The sequence below is a fragment of the Kribbella amoyensis genome, assembly GCF_007828865.1.
In the GTDB taxonomy this organism is placed as follows: domain Bacteria; phylum Actinomycetota; class Actinomycetes; order Propionibacteriales; family Kribbellaceae; genus Kribbella; species Kribbella amoyensis.
Window position 1 is genome coordinate 4,701,345 of the sequence record NZ_VIVK01000001.1, and the last position, 16,802, is coordinate 4,718,146.

At 69.3% G+C, this 16,802-nt stretch carries 13 protein-coding genes; 9 read left to right on the forward strand and 4 right to left on the reverse strand.

The annotated features are described in order from the left end of the window. The first annotated feature begins 3 nt into the window (after positions 1-3). Positions 4-1,479, forward strand: coding sequence for an O-antigen ligase family protein (locus FB561_RS22090; RefSeq protein WP_238334965.1), 1,476 nt, complete (start codon positions 4-6; stop codon positions 1,477-1,479). Positions 1,480-1,544: 65 nt separating this feature from the next. Here FB561_RS22090 and FB561_RS22095 read toward each other — a convergent pair whose 3' ends face one another. Together FB561_RS22095 and uxaC are read right to left on the reverse strand one after the other, a co-directional pair. Continuing rightward, positions 1,545-2,879 (reverse strand): right-handed parallel beta-helix repeat-containing protein, encoded by a 1,335-nt coding sequence (locus FB561_RS22095; RefSeq protein ID WP_238334966.1) that lies wholly within the window; start codon positions 2,877-2,879, stop codon positions 1,545-1,547. A gap of 396 nt (positions 2,880-3,275) precedes the next feature. Continuing rightward, positions 3,276-4,682 carry a glucuronate isomerase gene (gene uxaC, locus FB561_RS22100; protein WP_145809724.1) on the reverse strand — a complete coding sequence of 469 codons (1,407 nt, stop codon included), beginning with the start codon at positions 4,680-4,682 and terminating at the stop codon, positions 3,276-3,278. Between the two features lie 153 nt (positions 4,683-4,835). Between uxaC and FB561_RS22105 the strand changes: the two genes are divergently transcribed. The 7 genes from FB561_RS22105 (at position 4,836) to rpsR (ending at position 11,007) form a co-directional block, all read left to right on the forward strand. Then, complete coding sequence (locus tag FB561_RS22105; RefSeq protein ID WP_145809726.1) at positions 4,836-5,831, forward strand: LacI family DNA-binding transcriptional regulator; 996 nt, start codon at positions 4,836-4,838, stop codon at positions 5,829-5,831. A 91-nt stretch (positions 5,832-5,922) separates the two neighbouring features. Further along, positions 5,923-7,323, forward strand: coding sequence for a mannitol dehydrogenase family protein (locus tag FB561_RS22110; RefSeq protein WP_145809728.1), 1,401 nt, complete (start codon positions 5,923-5,925; stop codon positions 7,321-7,323). Positions 7,324-7,395: 72 nt separating this feature from the next. Beyond that, complete coding sequence (locus tag FB561_RS22115) at positions 7,396-7,839, forward strand: class I SAM-dependent methyltransferase (RefSeq protein ID WP_145809731.1); 444 nt, start codon at positions 7,396-7,398, stop codon at positions 7,837-7,839. Then, a complete protein-coding gene (locus FB561_RS22120) occupies positions 7,836-8,924 on the forward strand; it encodes a FecCD family ABC transporter permease (RefSeq protein ID WP_145809733.1) in 1,089 nt (362 codons plus the stop codon). The genes FB561_RS22115 and FB561_RS22120 overlap by 4 nt, the downstream gene beginning before the upstream one ends. Position 8,925: 1 nt before the next feature. Beyond that, on the forward strand, positions 8,926-9,714 hold the full coding sequence (locus FB561_RS22125; protein WP_145809736.1) for an ABC transporter ATP-binding protein: 789 nt from the start codon (positions 8,926-8,928) through the stop codon (positions 9,712-9,714). Further along, entirely contained in the window at positions 9,714-10,709 is a 996-nt protein-coding gene (locus FB561_RS22130; RefSeq protein ID WP_145809738.1) for an ABC transporter substrate-binding protein, read from the forward strand. Before FB561_RS22125 ends, FB561_RS22130 begins: the two co-directional genes overlap by 1 nt. A gap of 91 nt (positions 10,710-10,800) precedes the next feature. After that, positions 10,801-11,007 (forward strand): 30S ribosomal protein S18, encoded by a 207-nt coding sequence (rpsR, locus tag FB561_RS22135; RefSeq protein WP_238334967.1) that lies wholly within the window; start codon positions 10,801-10,803, stop codon positions 11,005-11,007. A 192-nt stretch (positions 11,008-11,199) separates the two neighbouring features. Here the strand turns inward: rpsR and FB561_RS22140 are convergent, their stop codons facing one another. Together FB561_RS22140 and FB561_RS22145 are read right to left on the reverse strand one after the other, a co-directional pair. Further along, a complete protein-coding gene (locus FB561_RS22140; protein ID WP_238334968.1) occupies positions 11,200-12,426 on the reverse strand; it encodes a right-handed parallel beta-helix repeat-containing protein in 1,227 nt (408 codons plus the stop codon). 1,240 nt (positions 12,427-13,666) lie between these two features. Further along, positions 13,667-15,373, reverse strand: coding sequence for a right-handed parallel beta-helix repeat-containing protein (locus FB561_RS22145; protein WP_238334969.1), 1,707 nt, complete (start codon positions 15,371-15,373; stop codon positions 13,667-13,669). 122 nt (positions 15,374-15,495) lie between these two features. Here FB561_RS22145 and FB561_RS22150 point away from each other — a divergent pair, with 122 nt between their 5' ends. Then, a complete protein-coding gene (locus FB561_RS22150; RefSeq protein ID WP_238335191.1) occupies positions 15,496-16,680 on the forward strand; it encodes a glycosyltransferase in 1,185 nt (394 codons plus the stop codon). The last annotated feature ends 122 nt before the right edge of the window (positions 16,681-16,802 follow it).

The window sequence follows — 16,802 nt, forward strand, 5'->3', positions numbered from 1 at the left end:
GCGATGACGCTGACGGCGCCACCGGTGCCGGGGACCACCGTCGAGGAGAGCGAGAAACCGACGTTCTTCTGGATGATCCTGTGGTGTCTGCTGGTGCTCGGCGTCCAGCCCTGGTCCTCCCGGGCCGCCGCTCCGCAGGGCACGACCGGCTCGACGAACAGCCTGATGAAGGGTGTCCTGCTCGGCGCGATCTTCCTGATCGTGCTGGCCGCGACCAGGCCCGGCTTCCGGACCCGGATCAGCCCGGTCACCACCCTGTACGTGATGTACGTGCTGTTCGCGTCGGCGACGGTGTTCCTGCTGGCCGACCCGGTCGGGCCGTTGTTGCGGCTGGCCCGGTTGATGGTCGGCCTGGTGCTGCTCTTCTTGTTGTGGCGTCCGCTGCTGCAGACTCCGGAGCGGCTGCTGCGGGCCCATCTCTGGGCCCACCTGTTGCTCGCCGCAACGATCGTCGCGAGCCTCGCGTACGCACCGGGACAGGCGTGGCGGCCGCTGTCCGCGTTCGGTACCGGCTACCGCCTGCAGGGCGTGATCATCCCGATGCTGCCGCCGCGCGTCGGCGAGGTGGGCGCGATCCTGCTCGGCCTGGCGATCATCGCGTTCGTCTGCCGCAAGCTCGCGCTGATCCCGGCGACCGCGTTCATCGGGCTCGGGATGACGCTGATCGCGCTGAGCCGGACCCGGACGGCGGCGGCCGCGATCGCTTTCGGGCTGTTCCTCGCGTTGCTGCTGACCCGGAAGACGTGGTTCGGGCGGATCGTGGCGCTGGGCGTACCAGGGTTGATCGGGTTGCTCTTCATGGTGGTCCCGACGTTGCACACCTGGTTGGTGCGCGGTCAGGGGACCCGGCAGATCACCTCGCTGAGTGGCCGGACCACGAGCTGGCAGGCCGTCATCGACGAGGAGGTGTCGCTGCAGACCGCGATCATCGGCCACGGCCTCGGCAACAAGCGGGTCCTGCTGCGTCGCGGTGAGGGCGACATCGACGTGATGGCGATCGACAACAGCTGGCTCGGGTTGTACTGGGAGACCGGTCTGCTCGCGGTGGCGATCGTGGGGATCGCGGTGATCGTGGCGTGGGTGTCGGTGCTGCGGGCGCCGACGCCGTACGTGAAGGCGTGCGGGGCTTTGCTGCTGGGTTACGTGACCGCGGCTTCGCTGAACGAGAGCGGGTTGTCGGACCTGAGCTCGATGACGCTGCATCTGCTGGTGGCGGCGGCGGTCTGTGATTCGGATCGGCTCCGACATCGGGCGCGGTTGGCGACCGCCTCACCACCTCCGCCACCGCGGCGTGCTGGGGTACTGCCTTCCTCGCCTCCTGCGGCTCCTCCACGTCCTGCTGCAGCTGCTGCCGCTCGCCGGTCTCCGAGTCCGGATGCGTTGGAGGAGACGGCGGAGATGGCGGCGCAGACGGAGTGGGCGATGGACGACACCATCGTCCAGACCGGCAAACGCCGCAGGACCATCCCGCCGCTGTAGCTGCCCGACCCCGCCGGCCGCGCTTCAGCGGCTCGTCCCGCTGCGGCCGCTGGGTGATCGCGCGGTCAGCTGGTGACGCTGTCGGTGTCGAAGCCGGCCGCCTGCCACTCGGACCAGCTCATCGTCCGGCCCTTGTACGCGAACCGCTTCTGCGCCCCGCCCTCGACCCGATAGCTGTTCCGGCGGAAGCGCACCGAAGCGTCGTCGGTCGGCGACTTCTTGTTCTCCACGACACCGGTGCTCGCGGTCGCGCCGTCCAGCACGACCTGGTTGCCTTCGACCACGACATCCCGCAGGACGTACTTCCCCCGTGGGCCCTCACCGCGGGTGCGCGACTGGATCGAGATCCCGTTCCGGTTCGCGCGGACCAGGTTGCCCACGACGCGAACCCCGGTGGACGTGTTGACGTTGATCCCGCCGCCGTCCCACAGACTCGTCCCCGAACCCCGCCCGGTCCCGAACCCGTTCTTCTCCACCACGTTCTGCTCGATCGAGCCCTGGTAGCTGATCTCGTACCGGATCCCGTCCGCCGCGTTGTCCCGGATCCGGTTCGCCACGATCCGCCGGTCGTACTCCGCGATGTCGCTCCAGAACCCGATCCCGCGGTTCGCCACGATGTCGTTGCCCTCGACCACACCCGACGAGCGGGTCGACTTGATCCCGCCGGACTCCCAGTCGGCGATCCAGAACCCGTCCGTGTTGTTCCGGGTGACCAGGTTCTCGGTGATGCGGACGTCGGCGGACTTGTACTGCCCGATTCCGAGCTGCCCGTTGTCGGCGACCGTGTTCCGCTGCAGCTCGGCGCGGTCGCCCTCGATCACCATGATCCCGACGGCGTGGTTCCACCGGACCTCGTTGCTCTCGACCTTCCACCCGGTCCCGACCTGAAGCGCACCCCCTTGCGGCCGGCTCGCGAAGTGCTCGATCGTCAACCCCCGGACGGTCACGCCGGTGGCCGAGATCTCGATCGCGGTGCGCGTCTTCGCCATCTCCACCTGGACGCCCGTCGGGTCGTCGGCGAGGTGGATCGCGTTGGCGGCATAGTCGCCGTAGAACGTCCCGGGGACGACGGCATCAGGCGACATCACCCGGCGCAGGTGCTTCCCGTCGAGGAAGAGTTGCTCACCTGGCCGGCAAGGGTTCGTCGCCTGGTCCTCGCACTGGCCCTTCAACGGATACGCGGGCGGCAGCGCTCCCCGCAGTACCCACGTCGCTCCTTCACGCCGCCAGCCGGTGAGCACGACCGACCCGCTGAGCACGGCCCCTTCTGCGCTGGCCAATGTCGAACCCTCGGTCGGCCGAATCGCCTTGCCGAGCCGGTACAACCCCTTGGCGAAGCAGAACGTCGACCCCGCCGGATGCCCGTCGATCACTGCCTGCACGTCAGCGCCGGGCCGCACGGCAATCCCCGTACAAGGTGGCGCACTCGCGGGCCCGGTGGTGCCCAACTCGACCGACGCGGCGGCAGGCGGTGCGGTAGGAACGGTCACCGTCACCTCTGTCGGCGGTGCATCGCCACCCGCATCGGGCGTGTCGGTACAGCCCGCAACGCCGACCAGAGCGACTGCCAGTCCGAGCGCAGCCCAGCCCCGTCCTGCACGGACCGAGGCACCCCGGAGCCGCCCCACACCCACCAAGCCCACCGCCCTCACACTGCGCACCCCAGCCGAAGTCGCCCAACCCTAAACCCTCCTCCCACCGCTCGATGAGAGAAGGGTCTACAGCTACGGGATATCGCCCAAGGCCGCGTCGGCGCCGGGGTTGCCGCGAGCTGAGGTGATCAGCGGCCGACGTGCCTAGCTGAGGTACGTGTCCTTGGCGAGGTTGTACGCCAGGTCCTTCGCCACCTCGAACGCGTCGTCCTCGTCCAGCCGGTGCTCGAGCACCAGGTTCGCCAGGTACCCGGCGTCGATGCGGCGGGCGAGATCGTGCCGCGCCGGGATCGAGAGGTACGCCCGGGTGTCGTCGACGAAGCCGGAGGTGTTGTAGAAGCCGGCCGTCTCGGTGACCAGCTCGCGGAACCGGCGCATCCCGTCGGGGCTGTCCAGGAACCACCACGGCGCACCGAGCCGGACGGTCGGGTAGACCCCGGCCAGCGGCGCGAGCTCCCGCGAGTACACGGTCTCGTCCACCGTGAACAGCACCAGCCGGAACCCCTCGACGTGCCCGAACCGCTCGAGCACCGGCCGCAGCGACCGGGTGAACTCCGTCGCCACCGGGATGTCGTGGCCCTGGTCCGGCCCGTACGTCGCGTGGATGTCGGGGTGGTGATCCCGCAGCACACCGGGGTGCAGCTGCATGACCAGCCCGTCCTCGGCGGACATCGTCGCCATCTGGAAGAGCATGTCCCCGGCGAACGCGGCGGTGTCCTCCGCCGTGACCTCGCCGCGCAGCGCGTTGGCGTAGATCCGCTCGCCCTCCGCGTCGGACAGGGGAGTGGCCGCCGCGCTGAAGTGCCCGTGGTCGGTCGCTCGCGCCCCCGCGGCGATGAACGCCTGACGACGCTGCCGCAGCGCCTGCAGGAACCCGGCGTACGTCGTGGTGTCGGTGTCCGCGAGCTCGCCGAGCCGCTGGATCAGGTCGCTCCACCCGGGCCGGTCGACGTACGCGACGGCGTCGGGCCGGAACGTCGGGATCACCCGGCCGGGCAGGTCCGCGGCCACCTTCGCGTGCGGGGCCAGGTCGTCGGTCGCCGCGTCGGTGGTGGAGATCAGCTCGATGTTGAAGGTGTCGAGCAGCGCCCGCGGCCGGAAGTCGGGCTGGGCCAGCCGCGCCGAGATCTCGTCGTACAGCGCGTCGGCCGTCTCGGCGGACGGCGCCACGGTCAGCCCGAGGACCTCGGCGAACTCGTGCTCCAGCCAGTACCGGCTCGGGGTCGCGCGGAGCAGGTGCCAGTGCGAGCAGAACTCGCGCCAGATCTCGCGTGGCTCGGCGGCCGGCTTGCCGTCCCGGCGGGGCAGGCCGAGGCGGTCCGGCGCGACGCCCTGGGAGATCAGCATCCGGGTCACGTAGTGGTCCGGGACCACCAGCAGGTCGGCCGGGTTACCGAACGCCTCGTCGGCGGCGAACAGGTTCGCGTCGACGTGGCCGTGCAGGCACAGCAGCGGCAGGTCCTTGGTCGACCGGTGGATCCGGCGGGCGAGATCGCGCGCCTCGCCGGCCGGCAGGGCGCGGTCCGGGTGGGGCTGCAGGGGCTTCGGCATCGGATCCTCCACGACTCGGCTGCAACAACTACCGCAAAGGATTGCAGTCCTTGTTTTACAGCACAAGTCGGGGTGTCGATTGACACGGCACTACAACCGATTGCACACTCGGCGGACCAGCATTCGACCCAGGACTCGACTCGGGAGGTGGGCGTGGCCGCGACCATCCGCGACGTCGCCCGGCTGGCGGGCGTGTCCACCTCGACCGTCTCCCGCGCCCTCTCGGTGCCCGAGCTGGTGAACGCCGCGACCCGGGCGAAGGTCCAGTCCGCCGCCGCCTCCCTCGGGTACGCGCCGAACCGCGCGGCCCGCGGCCTCATCACCGGCCGGACCGGGAATCTTGGTCTGGTGCTGCCGGATCTGGCCAACCCGTTCTTCCCGAGTGTGGTCAAGGGCGTCCAGGCGCGGGCCCGGGCGGCCGACGTCGCCGTGTTCGTCGCCGACACCGACGAGGACGACCTGGCCGAGATCGGACTCGTCCGCGCCCTGGCGAAACAGGTCGACGGGCTGATCCTGTGTTCCCCGCGCTCCACCGACGACGAGCTGCGCGAAATCGCGGCCGAGACCACGGTCGTCCTGGTGAACCGGCTGGTCGACGATCTGCCGGCGGTGGTGTTCGACCACCGCGACGGGATGCGGCAGGCCGTCGCCCACCTGGTCGCGCTCGGGCATCGCCGGATCGCCTGGGTCGGCGGACCGGCGAACTCCTGGTCCAGCGAGCAACGTGGTGCCGGCCTGGCCGCCGCGGCCGCCGCCCAGGGGGTCGAGCTGGTCGAGGTCGGCCACTTCCCGCCGTACTACGACGGAGGCATGGCCGCCGCGGACCAGGTCGTCGCGACCGGTGCGACCGCGGTGATCACGTACAACGACCTGGTCGCGATCGGCCTGCTCGGCCGGCTCCACTTCCGCGGGTTCTTCGTCCCCGACGACCTGAGCGTGGTGGGGATCGACGACATCGAGATGGCCGCGATGGCCCGGCCGACCCTGACCACGGTCCGGCTCCCGAAGCAGCAGGCCGGCCGGATTGCGGTGGAGCTGCTGCTCAGCCTGCTGGACATCCCCGCTTCCACCGAGCGGGAGAGGCCTGCCCACCGAGCCCTGACCGGCGAGCTGATGGTCCGCGACTCCACCGCGGACGCCGCCCGATGAGACCTGTCCACGACGATCCGGGGCGCGGTACTCGCCGTGCCCCGGCGACCGCACGTATCCGCGCACACGCCGCCACAGCGGAGGTATCGGCATGAACCGCCTCGACCTGACCACCCTGACCGAGCTGCCCACCGGGCCGGCCGTCGATCCGCGCGGTCTCACCGTCGGCATCGTCCACCTCGGCATCGGTGCGTTCCACCGGGCCCACCAGGCGGTGTTCACCGAGCAGGCCGCCCGGATCAGCGGCGACACCCGGTGGGGGATCACCGGGGTCAGCCAGCGGTCCACCACGGTCCGCGACCAGCTCGCCCCGCAGGACGGCCTGTACTCCGTCCTCACCCGCGGCCAGGGCGACCCGTCGATCGAGGTGATCGGCAGCGTCCGCGACGTGCTCACCGTCCCGGAGGACCCGGACGCCGTGGTCGCGCGGATCGCCGACCCCGCGGTCTCCGTCGTCACGCTCACCGTGACCGAGAAGGGGTATCGCGCGTCCGGTGACGGCCTCAACCTGGCCGACCCGGAGATCCAGGCCGACCTGGCCGGGCGCTCCCCGCGGACCGTCGTCGGCCAGCTTGCCGCCGGTCTGGCCCGCCGCGCCGAGCACGGCGAGCCGCTGACGATCCTGTCCTGCGACAACCTCGTTGCCAACGGCCCCTTTCTTCGCAGGCTCGTCCAGGACTACGCCGAGGCGGCCGACCTGAAGGGCCTGGCCGAGCAGCTCGAGCTGGCCACGTTCCCGGCGAGCATGGTGGACCGCATCGTCCCGGCGACCACGGAGACCGACCGCGCCGAAGCGGCCCGCCTCCTCGGTGTCCGTGACGAGGCCGTCGTCGTCGCCGAGCCGTTCCTGCAGTGGGTCATCGAGGACGAGTTCGCCGGTCCCCGCCCTGCCTGGGAGTCCGCGGGTGCCGTCCTCACCCGGGACGTCGCCCCGTGGGAGCAGGCCAAGCTCCGGATGCTCAACGCGACCCACTCGATGCTCGCGTACCTCGGCGCGCTCCGCGGGTACGAGACGATCGCCGAGGCGGTCCGCGACGAAGAGCTCTCCGGTCTCGCGCAGGACCTGATGCGGACCGACGTGATCCCGACCCTGACCCCGCCCGACGGCCTCGACCTCCCGGCGTACGGCGCCAGCGTCCTCGAGCGCTTCGCCAACCCGGCCCTCAAGCACCGCACGGCCCAGGTCGCGATGGACGGCTCGGTCAAGCTCCCCGTCCGCCTCCTCGGCACGGTCCGCGACCGCCTCTCCGCCGGAGCCGAGCCCACCGTCATCTCCCTCGCGGTCGCGGCGTGGATGGTCTACGTCGCCAAGTCCGCCGAGGTCGACGACCCGCAGGCGACCCGGCTCAAGTCCGCCTTGGAGGGTGTGACCACAGCCACCGCGACGGTCGACGCCCTGCTGTCCGTCGAAACGATCTTCACCCCCGACCTCCGCGACAACGACGTTTTCCGCAGCCTGCTGGTCGACCATGTCACCCGCCTGACCAGCTGACCTCGGCTGCGCGCTCCTCCAGACTGTGGGAGCGCGCCTTGTTGATAATGATTGTCATGTACAGTTCGGCGGGTGCCGCCTGTCTATGACGCTGATGCCGAAGATTTCCTCCGCTGGCCACCCCTGCTCAGGGATCCCTTGGGTGCCGAGTTGGTCGACGCCGCGGCGCCGCAGCGGGGTGAGCGTGTCCTCGACGCCTGCTCAGGCGCGGGCGGCTCGGCCCTCCCGGCGGCGCGCAGGGTAGGAGCGGCCGGACGCGTCGATGCCGTCGATCTGACGACGCACCTGGTGCAACGACCGGAGGTCGCCGCAAAGCAGGCCGGCCTTCAGCACCTGCACGCCCACACGGCTGACGTCACCAATCGCGGCGCGATGGCGTTCGTCGGGTTGGTGTACGAAGCGGTCGGGACGGTCCGGCCGGAGGTGACTCCGCCGCTGCGCTTGCGGCACGGTTGGGAACTCGTTGCCGACTCACTGATCGCGACCGGCCACGTCGACGGTGTGGTGGCGGCGTGACCGAGGTTGCCGAGGCGGTCCGGACGGACGAGCTTGCCCCCGGGGCGCCGCGACGCCGGGGGATCGTGCTGGCGTCGACGGGCCTGTTGCTGGTCCTGCTCGCCTCGGTGATCGTCGCGATCGGTTTGGGACCGGCGGCGATCTCGCCGGCGGACACGGCGCGGTACCTGTGGGCCGCGATCAGTGGAGGCACGATCACCGCTGACGAGGTCTCGACGTACCAGATCATCTGGCAGATCAGGACGCCTCGCGTACTGCTTGCCGCGATCGTGGGCGCCGGGCTGAGCGCTGTCGGTGTCGCGGTGCAGGCGTTGGTGCGCAACCCGCTCGCGGATCCGTACGTGCTCGGGATCTCGTCCGGGGCGTCGGTGGGCGCTGTCGGGGTGATGATCACCGGGTCGCTGGCCGGGCTTGGCGTGTACGCGCTGTCGGCCGGTGCGTTCGCCGGGGCGATGCTGGCGTCGATCCTGGTGTACCTGGCCGCCCGTCAACAGGCCACGCTGTCGCCGTTGCGGCTGGTACTGACCGGGGTGGCGATGTCGTTCGGTCTGCAGGCCGTCATGAGTCTGCTGGTCTACCTGGTGCCGAACAGCGAGTCGACCAGCACGGTCCTCTACTGGTCGATGGGCAGCTTCGGCGCCGCGACCTGGTCGACCCTGCCCATCGTCTGCGTGGTCGTGGTCGGGATGCTCGAGGTGCTGCGCCGGCGGAGCCGATCCCTCGACGTGATGGCGCTCGGGGACGAGACAGCCGCCAGCCTCGGTACCTCGCCGGACCGGTTGCGCAAGGAGTTGTTGCTGCTGTCATCGATCACCACGGGCGCGATGGTCGCGGTGAGCGGGGCGATCGGGTTCGTCGGCCTGGTCATGCCGCATCTGGTCCGGCTCGTGGTCGGCGCGCGGCATGCCCGGGTGACCGTTCTGACCGCGCTCGTCGGGGCCGTCTTCATGGTCTGGGCCGATCTGCTCGCGCGGACGGTGGTGGCGCCGCGCGAACTTCCGCTCGGCGTGATCACGGCACTGATCGGCGTACCGGTGTTCGTGGCCCTGATGCGGCGACGCGGCTACCTGTTCGGAGGACGCTGACGTGGAACTCGCCTTGGAGCACGTGGATCTCGACCTCGACGGCCGCAAGATCCTGCGAGACCTGTCCCTGCAGGTCGGCAGCGGTGAGGTCGTCGGGCTGGTAGGACCCAACGGAAGCGGCAAGTCCACTGCACTGCGCAGCATCTACCGCGCTTTGCGGCCGAAGACGGGAGTGGTCCGGGTCGGCAGGACGGACGTCGCCTCCCTGTCGTTGCGGCGCAGTGCGCAGCTTGTTGCCGCGGTCACCCAGGAAGCCGGCATCGAGCTGGACTTCACGGTCGAGGAGGTCGTCGCGCTCGGCCGGGCCCCGTACCTCAAGGGCACCGAGCCGCTGACCGCGCGGGAGGTCGAGCTCTGCACGGCGGCGATGCGGCGTCTCGATGTCGAGCGGCTGGCACGTCGCAGCATCATGACGCTGTCCGGCGGCGAGCGGCAGCGGGTACTGATCGCCCGGGCGCTCGTCCAGGAGCCGGAGGTCCTGGTCCTCGACGAGCCGACCAACCACCTCGACATCCGTCATCAGCTCGAACTCCTGTCGCTGTTGCGAGGCCTGGGACCGACCGTCCTGGTCGTTCTGCACGATCTCAATCTGGCCGCGGCCGCCTGCGATCGGCTCGCTGTGTTGTCCGGCGGTGCGCTGGTCGCCAGCGGCACGCCGGAGTCGGTACTCACCGAGGAGCTGATGGCCTCCGTGTTCGGCGTGCGCGCCAGCGTCGTCCGTCATCCCCTGACCGGGGATCCCCAACTTCTGTACTCCGTGACCGCTCAACCTGTGAAGGACGCCCACTGATGTTCGCGCATGAACGACCCGTACGAACCACGCTCGCCGCCGCTGTCGTGGCCGCCTTGCTGGCCGGCTGCGGCGCCTCGGTCCAGGACGACCCGCAAGCCTCCGATCGCGTGCAGGTGATGCGATGCGGGGAATCGGTCGAGTACCGCAAACCCGAACGTGCGGTCGCGTACGAGGGTGGCAGCGCGGACAAGTTGTTCTCGCTCGGCCTGGTCGATCAGGTCGCCGGGTACGTGATGCCGCCGGCCAATCCGCCGGTGAGTGAGTCGCCCTGGGCCGCCGACTACGCGAAGGTGAAGATGCTGAGCGACGACCTGCTCAACAAGGAGGTCGTCGTCGAGGCCCGGGCCGACCTCGTGGTCGCGGGATGGCGGTCCGGATTCAGCGAGCAGCGCGGAATCACGCCGGAGATCCTCGACGGGCTCAGCATCCAGAGCTTCATGCATTCCGAGAGCTGCTACAACTACCCGGGCTTCCCGCAGAAGCTGCCCCCGTTCGAGGCGCTGTACTCCGACCTCGAACGCCTGGGCCAGATCTTCGGTGTCTCCGGCAAGGCCACCGAGGTCGTCGGTGGGTTGAAGCAGCGGGTCGGGAAGGTGGTCGAGCAGGCGCCGAAGGAGAACCCGGTGTCGGTGTTCCTCTACGACTCGGGCACCGACCAGCCGTTCACCGCGGGCAACCAGGTACCGCCGAACGACATCATCAAGCTCGCCGGCGGACGCAACATCTTCGCCGGTCTCGAGCAGCGCTGGACCCAGGTCGGCTGGGAGGCGGTCGCGAAGGCGGCGCCGGAAGTGATCATCATCCTCGACTACGGCGACCAGCCGGCCGCGAAGAAGATCGAGTTCCTGAAGACCTCCGCCCGCACGAAGAACCTGCCCGCCGTGAAGAACAACAAGTTCTTCGTCCTCGACTACAACGAGGGCATCAGCGGACCCCGCAACATCGACGGCCTGGAGAAGTTCGCCACCTATGTCCGCGGCCTCCAACGGTGAACCCGTCCGCGAACGAGCACCGGAACGAGTGCCGCGAGGAAGGAGGCCAGTGATGGCCCGACGAGGAGTGGGTCCGGCCGGCAGGACGGAGGTGAGGCAGAACCCTCTCGTCCGCGACGGCGTGACCGTGATCGACTACAAGGACACGGCGCTGCTGCGGAAGTTCATCTCCGACCGTGGCAAGATCCGATCGCGGCGCGTCACCGGCCTGACCGTGCAACAGCAGAAGCAGGTCTCCCGAGCGATCAAGAACGCCCGAGAGATGGCGCTCCTGCCGTACCACTCATCCCAGCGCTGAGCTCTTCTGACCTGTGCGGTTGGGTCGAGCTCCCAGCCGGGCGGTTGGCCGTATGCGTGACGGCATGCGGCCAACGGCACAGGTCCTTCCAGGCGACCGAGCCGTCGCGCCGGACCTCATCGGTTCGGCGTCAGGCGTCGCCCGTGTCGCCGCCGGTTGCACCGCTCATACCGATGCCGCCTGCCAGTTGGTTCAGCGGGTGGTGAACTTGCTGTCGGTGTCGTAGCCGGCTTGGCGCCACTGGGTGGCGGTGTACCAGCGGCCGGCTTTCTGGAAGCGGTTGGCGGTGAGGCTGTCCAGGAGATACGTGTTGCCTCTCAGGGTGACCTCGCCGGGTGGGATGGCGGCGCCGGAGTTCTGCACGAGTCCGGTGGACGTGGTGCCGCGGTCCATCGTGACCTGGTTGCCGGTGACGATCACGTCGCGGAGGAGGTTGCGTCCCCAGGGTCCGTCGCCCCGAGTGCGGGACTGGATCGAGATCCCGTTCACGTTGTCGGCGACCGTGTTGTAGCGGACCCGAACGTTCGCCGACGTGTTGACGTTGATCCCGCCGCCGTCCCACAAGGACGTCCCGGAACCACGACCGGTACCGAAGCCGTTGCCCCTGACCACGTTGGACTCGACCACCCCGTTCCGGCCGATCTCGTACCGAACGCCGTCGGCTGCATTGTCGACAATCTCGTTGTTCGCGAAGGTCCGGCCGTCGTCGTAGGCGTCGCTCCACAGGCCGACGCCCTTGTTGGCCTTGATCAGGTTCCGCGAGACCGAACCGCCGGTGGACCAGGTGGTCTTGATGCCGCCGGACTCCCAGTCGGCGATCCAGAATCCGTCGGTGTTGTTGCTGCTGATCTCGTTGCTGGTGATGGTCGCGTTCACGCTGCTGTACTGACCGGCGCCGAGTTGGCCGTTGTGGTGGATCAAGTTCTTCTCCAGGACGGCCCGGTCGGCGTTGACGAGCATGGCGCCGATCGCGTGGTTCCAGCGGATCTCGTTCGCGGACACCGTCCAGCTGGGACCGAGGACCACCGCGCCGCCCTGCGGTGCGGAGGCGAAGTGCTCGACGGTCAGGCCGCGCACCGTCACGGTGGATGCGTCGGACTCGATCGCGGTCTCGGTCTTCGACATCTCGACCGACTTCCCGGCCGGGTTGTCGCCGACGTAGACGAGATTGTTCGCGTAGTCGCCGAAGAAGGTGCCAGAGGCAACCTTGTCTCGACTGGCGACGCGCTGCAGGTGCTTGCCGTTGAGGAAGAGCTGCTCGCGGAGGTAGCAGATGTTCGCGACGTTGTCCTCGCACTGCCCCGTCCGCGCGTACGCCGCGGGCAGCACGCCCTTCGTCACCCAGTCGCCACCGGTTGCGGTCCACCGGGTGAGTCGGACTGATCCGGTGAGAATCGCGCCCTGGTCGCTGGCGAGCACCTGGTTCGTCTTCGGCTTGAGGGTGCGCGTGATCCGGTGCAGGCCGGCGGCGAAGCAGAACGTGGTTCCGTTCGGATGATTGTCAACAATCTCCGCGGCGTCCTGTGTGGGCGCGATTCGGACGCCGGTACAGGCGGGCGCCTGAGAAGGGCCGGCTTGGATTGCGTCGGCGCCGAGGCCCGGTGGAGGCGGATCATCGAGCGGACTGCGCGGCCTGGTCGGCAGACTCGTCGGCCCGATCGGCTTATCCGTCGGAGTGGTGGGCCGGTCAGTCTGACCGTAGCCGCCGGCTGCTCCGCTCTGGAGCCCATAGTCATTCGTCGGATTGTCGATTGTCGACTCGCCGCCGGTCGACATGCCGCCTCTCGACATATCGCCGGTCGACATGCCTCTGGTCCACACGTCGTCGGCCGACTCGCCACCGGGCGTGCCGTTTGCGGTCGTGCCGTCCCCGGCGGCCCCACCGGAGCTGGTGTAGTGCTCGTTGGTCGAGGGGTCGCTTGTGCTTCCGTTCGCGCTGTCGCCGCCGGTGTCGTTGCTGGTGGCGGTGATCCATTCGTTCCCGTTCGTCGCGCCTCCGTTCGCGGCGTTCGGGAAGGACTGCCCCGGGGAGTTCGGGGCGTTCGACCGTCGGAGCCGGTCCGGGTTGGACGGGGACAGGCTCTGCGCGGCCGGGGATGCGGACCAGGGCGGTTCGAGGAACGCCAGGAACGGATCAGCTGCTGCGGGCGTATCAGGCCGGCCGGGCTCGGCGGCGTCTCGCGCTGCCTGTGTTGGGTCTGCGGCGCGGGGTGCTGATTGCGCGGGACCTGGTGTTCCGGCGGCTGCGGTTGCTGTTGGTGCCGCTGGGGTCAGAGCTATGGCGCTGAGGGCGACGATGGTGATGGTCGCTGGATTCTTCACGGTGTGCCTCCGGGGTTGGTCTCTTGTCTGCACCCCCCATTGGTGCGGCCGCAGAGACCTAGTACCTGGAGAAACCGTTCAGCTGTGTGAAGTTGTGCATGGTGCCCCCGTGTTCGGGCCGGTGGCAACGACCGGACCCGGTGGATTCGGTTGCTGTGGGCAATACGTTGCCGAGGGCACTGAGTCTATTGCGGAGAGCGACGAGCCGGAAGGGGTCGCGCGAAGGTTCTTGCGATGGTGAGGGTTGTCTGCCGGGCCGGGGGGAGGCCCGGCAGACAACCGGTGGGGAGGGTCCGGCGGGAGGAATCCGGATGGGATGAGGCTCGTGGTGGGCGGCTCAATTGGCGGTGAAGGTGGCGCCTGTGTCCAGGCCGGCCTTTTGCCAGCCGGTGGGGGTGAGTTTTGTGCCGAAGCGGGCGAAGCGGGCGGTGGCGAGGCCGTCGAGGATGTAGCGGTTGCCGGTGAAGGTGAGTTGGCCGGCTGGGACGGGGGAGCCCGAGTTCTGCACCATGCCGGTGGCTTGGGTGCCGCCGGTCATCTTGATCAGGTTGTTGGTGACGCGGACGTTGCGGAGGACGTACAGGCCCCAGGGGCCGTCGCCGCGGGTGCGGGACTGGATCGTGATGCCGTTGACGTTGCCGCTGACGGTGTTGTTGCGGACCTGGACGTTGGACGAGGTGTTGACGTTGATGCCGCCGCCGTCCCACAGCGAGGTCCCGGAGCCACGGCCGGTGCCGAAGCCGTTGCCGGTGATCGTGTTGTTCTCGATGACACCGTTGCGGCTGATCTCGAATCGGATCCCGTCCGCCGCATTGTCGACAATCCGGTTGTTGCTGATCACCCGGCCGTCGTCGGCGACGTCGGCCCACATCCCGACGCCGAGGTTGTCGCGGATCAGGTTGCCGCTGACGGTGCCGGACGAGCGGGTCGACTTCATCCCGCCGGACTCCCAGTCGGCGATCCAGAAGCCGTCGGTGTTGTTGGCGCTGATCACGTTCGCCGACACGGTCGCGTTCGCCGAGCTGTACTGGCCGAGGCCGAGCTGACCGTTGTGGTGGACCAGATTCCGCTCGATCCGGGCGTTGTCGGCGTTCACCAGCATCAGGCCGACCGACTTGTTCCAGCGGACCTCGTTCGCCTTCACCTTCCAGCCCGGACCGGAGACGAGCGCACCGGCCTGGGCGGCGCTGGCGAAGTGCTCGATGGTGAGGCCGCGGACCGTGACGCCCGGCTGGTTCGACTCGATCGCGGTCGCCGTCTTCGCCATCTCGACCGCGCGGCCGACCGGGTTGCTGCCGAGGTAGATCGCGTCCGCGGCGTAATCGGCGTAGAACGTGCCGGCCTTGACGGCGCCGAGGGAGGCGACCCGGGTGAGGTGGGCGCCGTCGAGGTACAGCTGCTCGCGGAGACTGCAGATGTTCGCGGCGTCGTCCTCGCACTGCCCCGCCTTGCCGTACGCCGAGGGCAGCGCGCCGCGGAGTACCCAGGCCGCGCCCGACTTGCTCCAGCCGGTCAGCGGGATCGAACCGGTGAGGACGGCCCGCGACGCGCTCGCGAGCGTCTGACCCGACTTCGGCCGGATCGTCTCGGTGATGCGGTGCAGGCCGGCGGTGAAACAGAACGTCGTACCGGCGGGGTGGGCGTTGACCACGGACTGCGCGTTCTGGCTCGGCTTGATCGAGACGCCGCTGCACGGTCCGGCCTTGGAGGGTCCCGCGCTTCCGTCGCCGACGACCGGCTTCGTCGTACCGGTGCCAGTACCAGGGCCAGTACCGGTCGTCTTGGTCGCCTTCGGAGCGGTCGGACTCGCCTTAGGCGCAGCCGTCTTGCCCGGAGGCGTGACCGTTGGCGGCTTGGTCGACACGGTGCCCGGCGGCTGAGTCGAGGGGGAGCTGGGCTGCTTCGAAGGGAGGACGCCCGATCCGCTCGCGGCCGTGTCCTCGGTACTGCGGGACCTGCCGGCGTCGGCGGCGTTCCGATGGTCGGCGAGGACGGGGTAGGCGACTGCGGCGACAGCGACCACGACGGCGATGGGGGCTGCCAACAACAACTTCCTCAAGTCACCCTCCGGGGCGGATATACCGCACGCGGTCCGGGCTTCCCCACGCCGGAGCACGTGCCAGTTGTCACCACCTGAGGACTTAGGGTGGTGTCATGCGGGTCGCCATGCTGCACAACCGTTATCGATCGGGTCAACCCAGCGGCGAGAACACGGTCGTCGATCAAACGGCTGATTTTCTGCGCGAATCAGGGCACGAAGTCACGTTGTACGCGTGGAACAGCGACGACATCGCGCAGTACGGCCGGAAAGATCGCGCTCTGCTACCTCTCCGCTCCATCTGGTCACCGGTGACGGAACGCGATTTAACCTTCCGATTGCAAGAATCGCGTCCCGACGTCGTCCACGTGCACAACACGTTCCCGCTGATGAGCCCATCGGTCCTGCGGGCCGCGCGCCGGCTGGAGCTCCCGGTCGTGGTCACGTTCCACAATTTCCGGTTGTTGTGCGCGAACGGCGTCCTGCAACGCAACGGCGGTCCTTGTGAGGCGTGCATCGGCCGCATTCCGTGGCGTGGTGCCGTGCACGGGTGCTATCGCGATTCCAAGGTGCAGAGCCTGCCGTTGGTCGCCGGAATCACCGTGCACAACGCCTTGCACACCTGGCCTCGCTATGTCACGACTTTCGTGGCCCCGTCGGAATTCGTCCGGTCCCGTTATGTCGCCGCCGGGTACGCCGCGGACCAGATCGTGGTGAAGCCCCACGCGGTGCCGTTCTCGGGTGTGGTCCGGGAGGGTGCGGGTGGTCCGGTCGTGTTCCTCGGCCGACTGACCGAGGACAAGGGGTTCGCCGACCTGCTCGAGACCTGGGACGCGTCGCTCGGCGAGCTGGTCGTGATCGGTGACGGGCCGCTGCGCGCCGAGGCGGACGCGCTGGCTGCCCGCGATTCCTCGGTGCGAGTCCTCGGCGCATTGCCGTGGGACGAGTGCATGGCCGTCCTGCGGACCGCTCGCCTCGTCGTCGTCCCGGCGCGGTCGTACGAGTCGTTCGGGCTCGTCGTGGTCGAGGCGTTCGCGCATGGGGTACCGGTGGTCGCGTCCAGGATCGGGGCGCTCGCGGAGCTGGTCGACGACGGGGAGACCGGGGCGTTGACCGAGCCCGGTGATCGGGAGGGGTTGCGCAAGGCGTTGCGCGTCATCGGCGACCCCGAGACTTCGATAGCCTGCGGCCAGCGAGCTCGCCAGGTCTATCTCGACCGCTTCACGCCGGAGCGGGACCTGGCGGCGACGGAGAGGATCTACACCGATGCGATCGCCCGGGCAGCCGCCGGCGACCCCCGCGGCCGGGCCTGACGCACCGCGCGCTGGGGCGAATCCGATCACCCGGTGTAAAGTCCCGGCAAGCCCGGTGGGGGCCGGTCGGCCGGGGTCCGACCAGGAGCTGGGATCGCAGAAGTCCGGCAGCGTGGCGGGGT

Excerpts from the sequence above, each read along its gene's own strand:
- FB561_RS22090 (WP_238334965.1), top strand. The coding sequence starts at position 4 with ATGACGCTGACGGCGCCACCGGTGCCGGGGACCACCGTCGAGGAGAGC.
- uxaC (WP_145809724.1), bottom strand. The coding sequence starts at position 4,682 with ATGCCGAAGCCCCTGCAGCCCCACCCGGACCGCGCCCTGCCGGCCGGC.
- FB561_RS22110 (WP_145809728.1), top strand. The coding sequence starts at position 5,923 with ATGAACCGCCTCGACCTGACCACCCTGACCGAGCTGCCCACCGGGCCG.
- FB561_RS22130 (WP_145809738.1), top strand. The coding sequence starts at position 9,714 with ATGTTCGCGCATGAACGACCCGTACGAACCACGCTCGCCGCCGCTGTC.
- FB561_RS22150 (WP_238335191.1), top strand. The coding sequence starts at position 15,496 with ATGCTGCACAACCGTTATCGATCGGGTCAACCCAGCGGCGAGAACACG.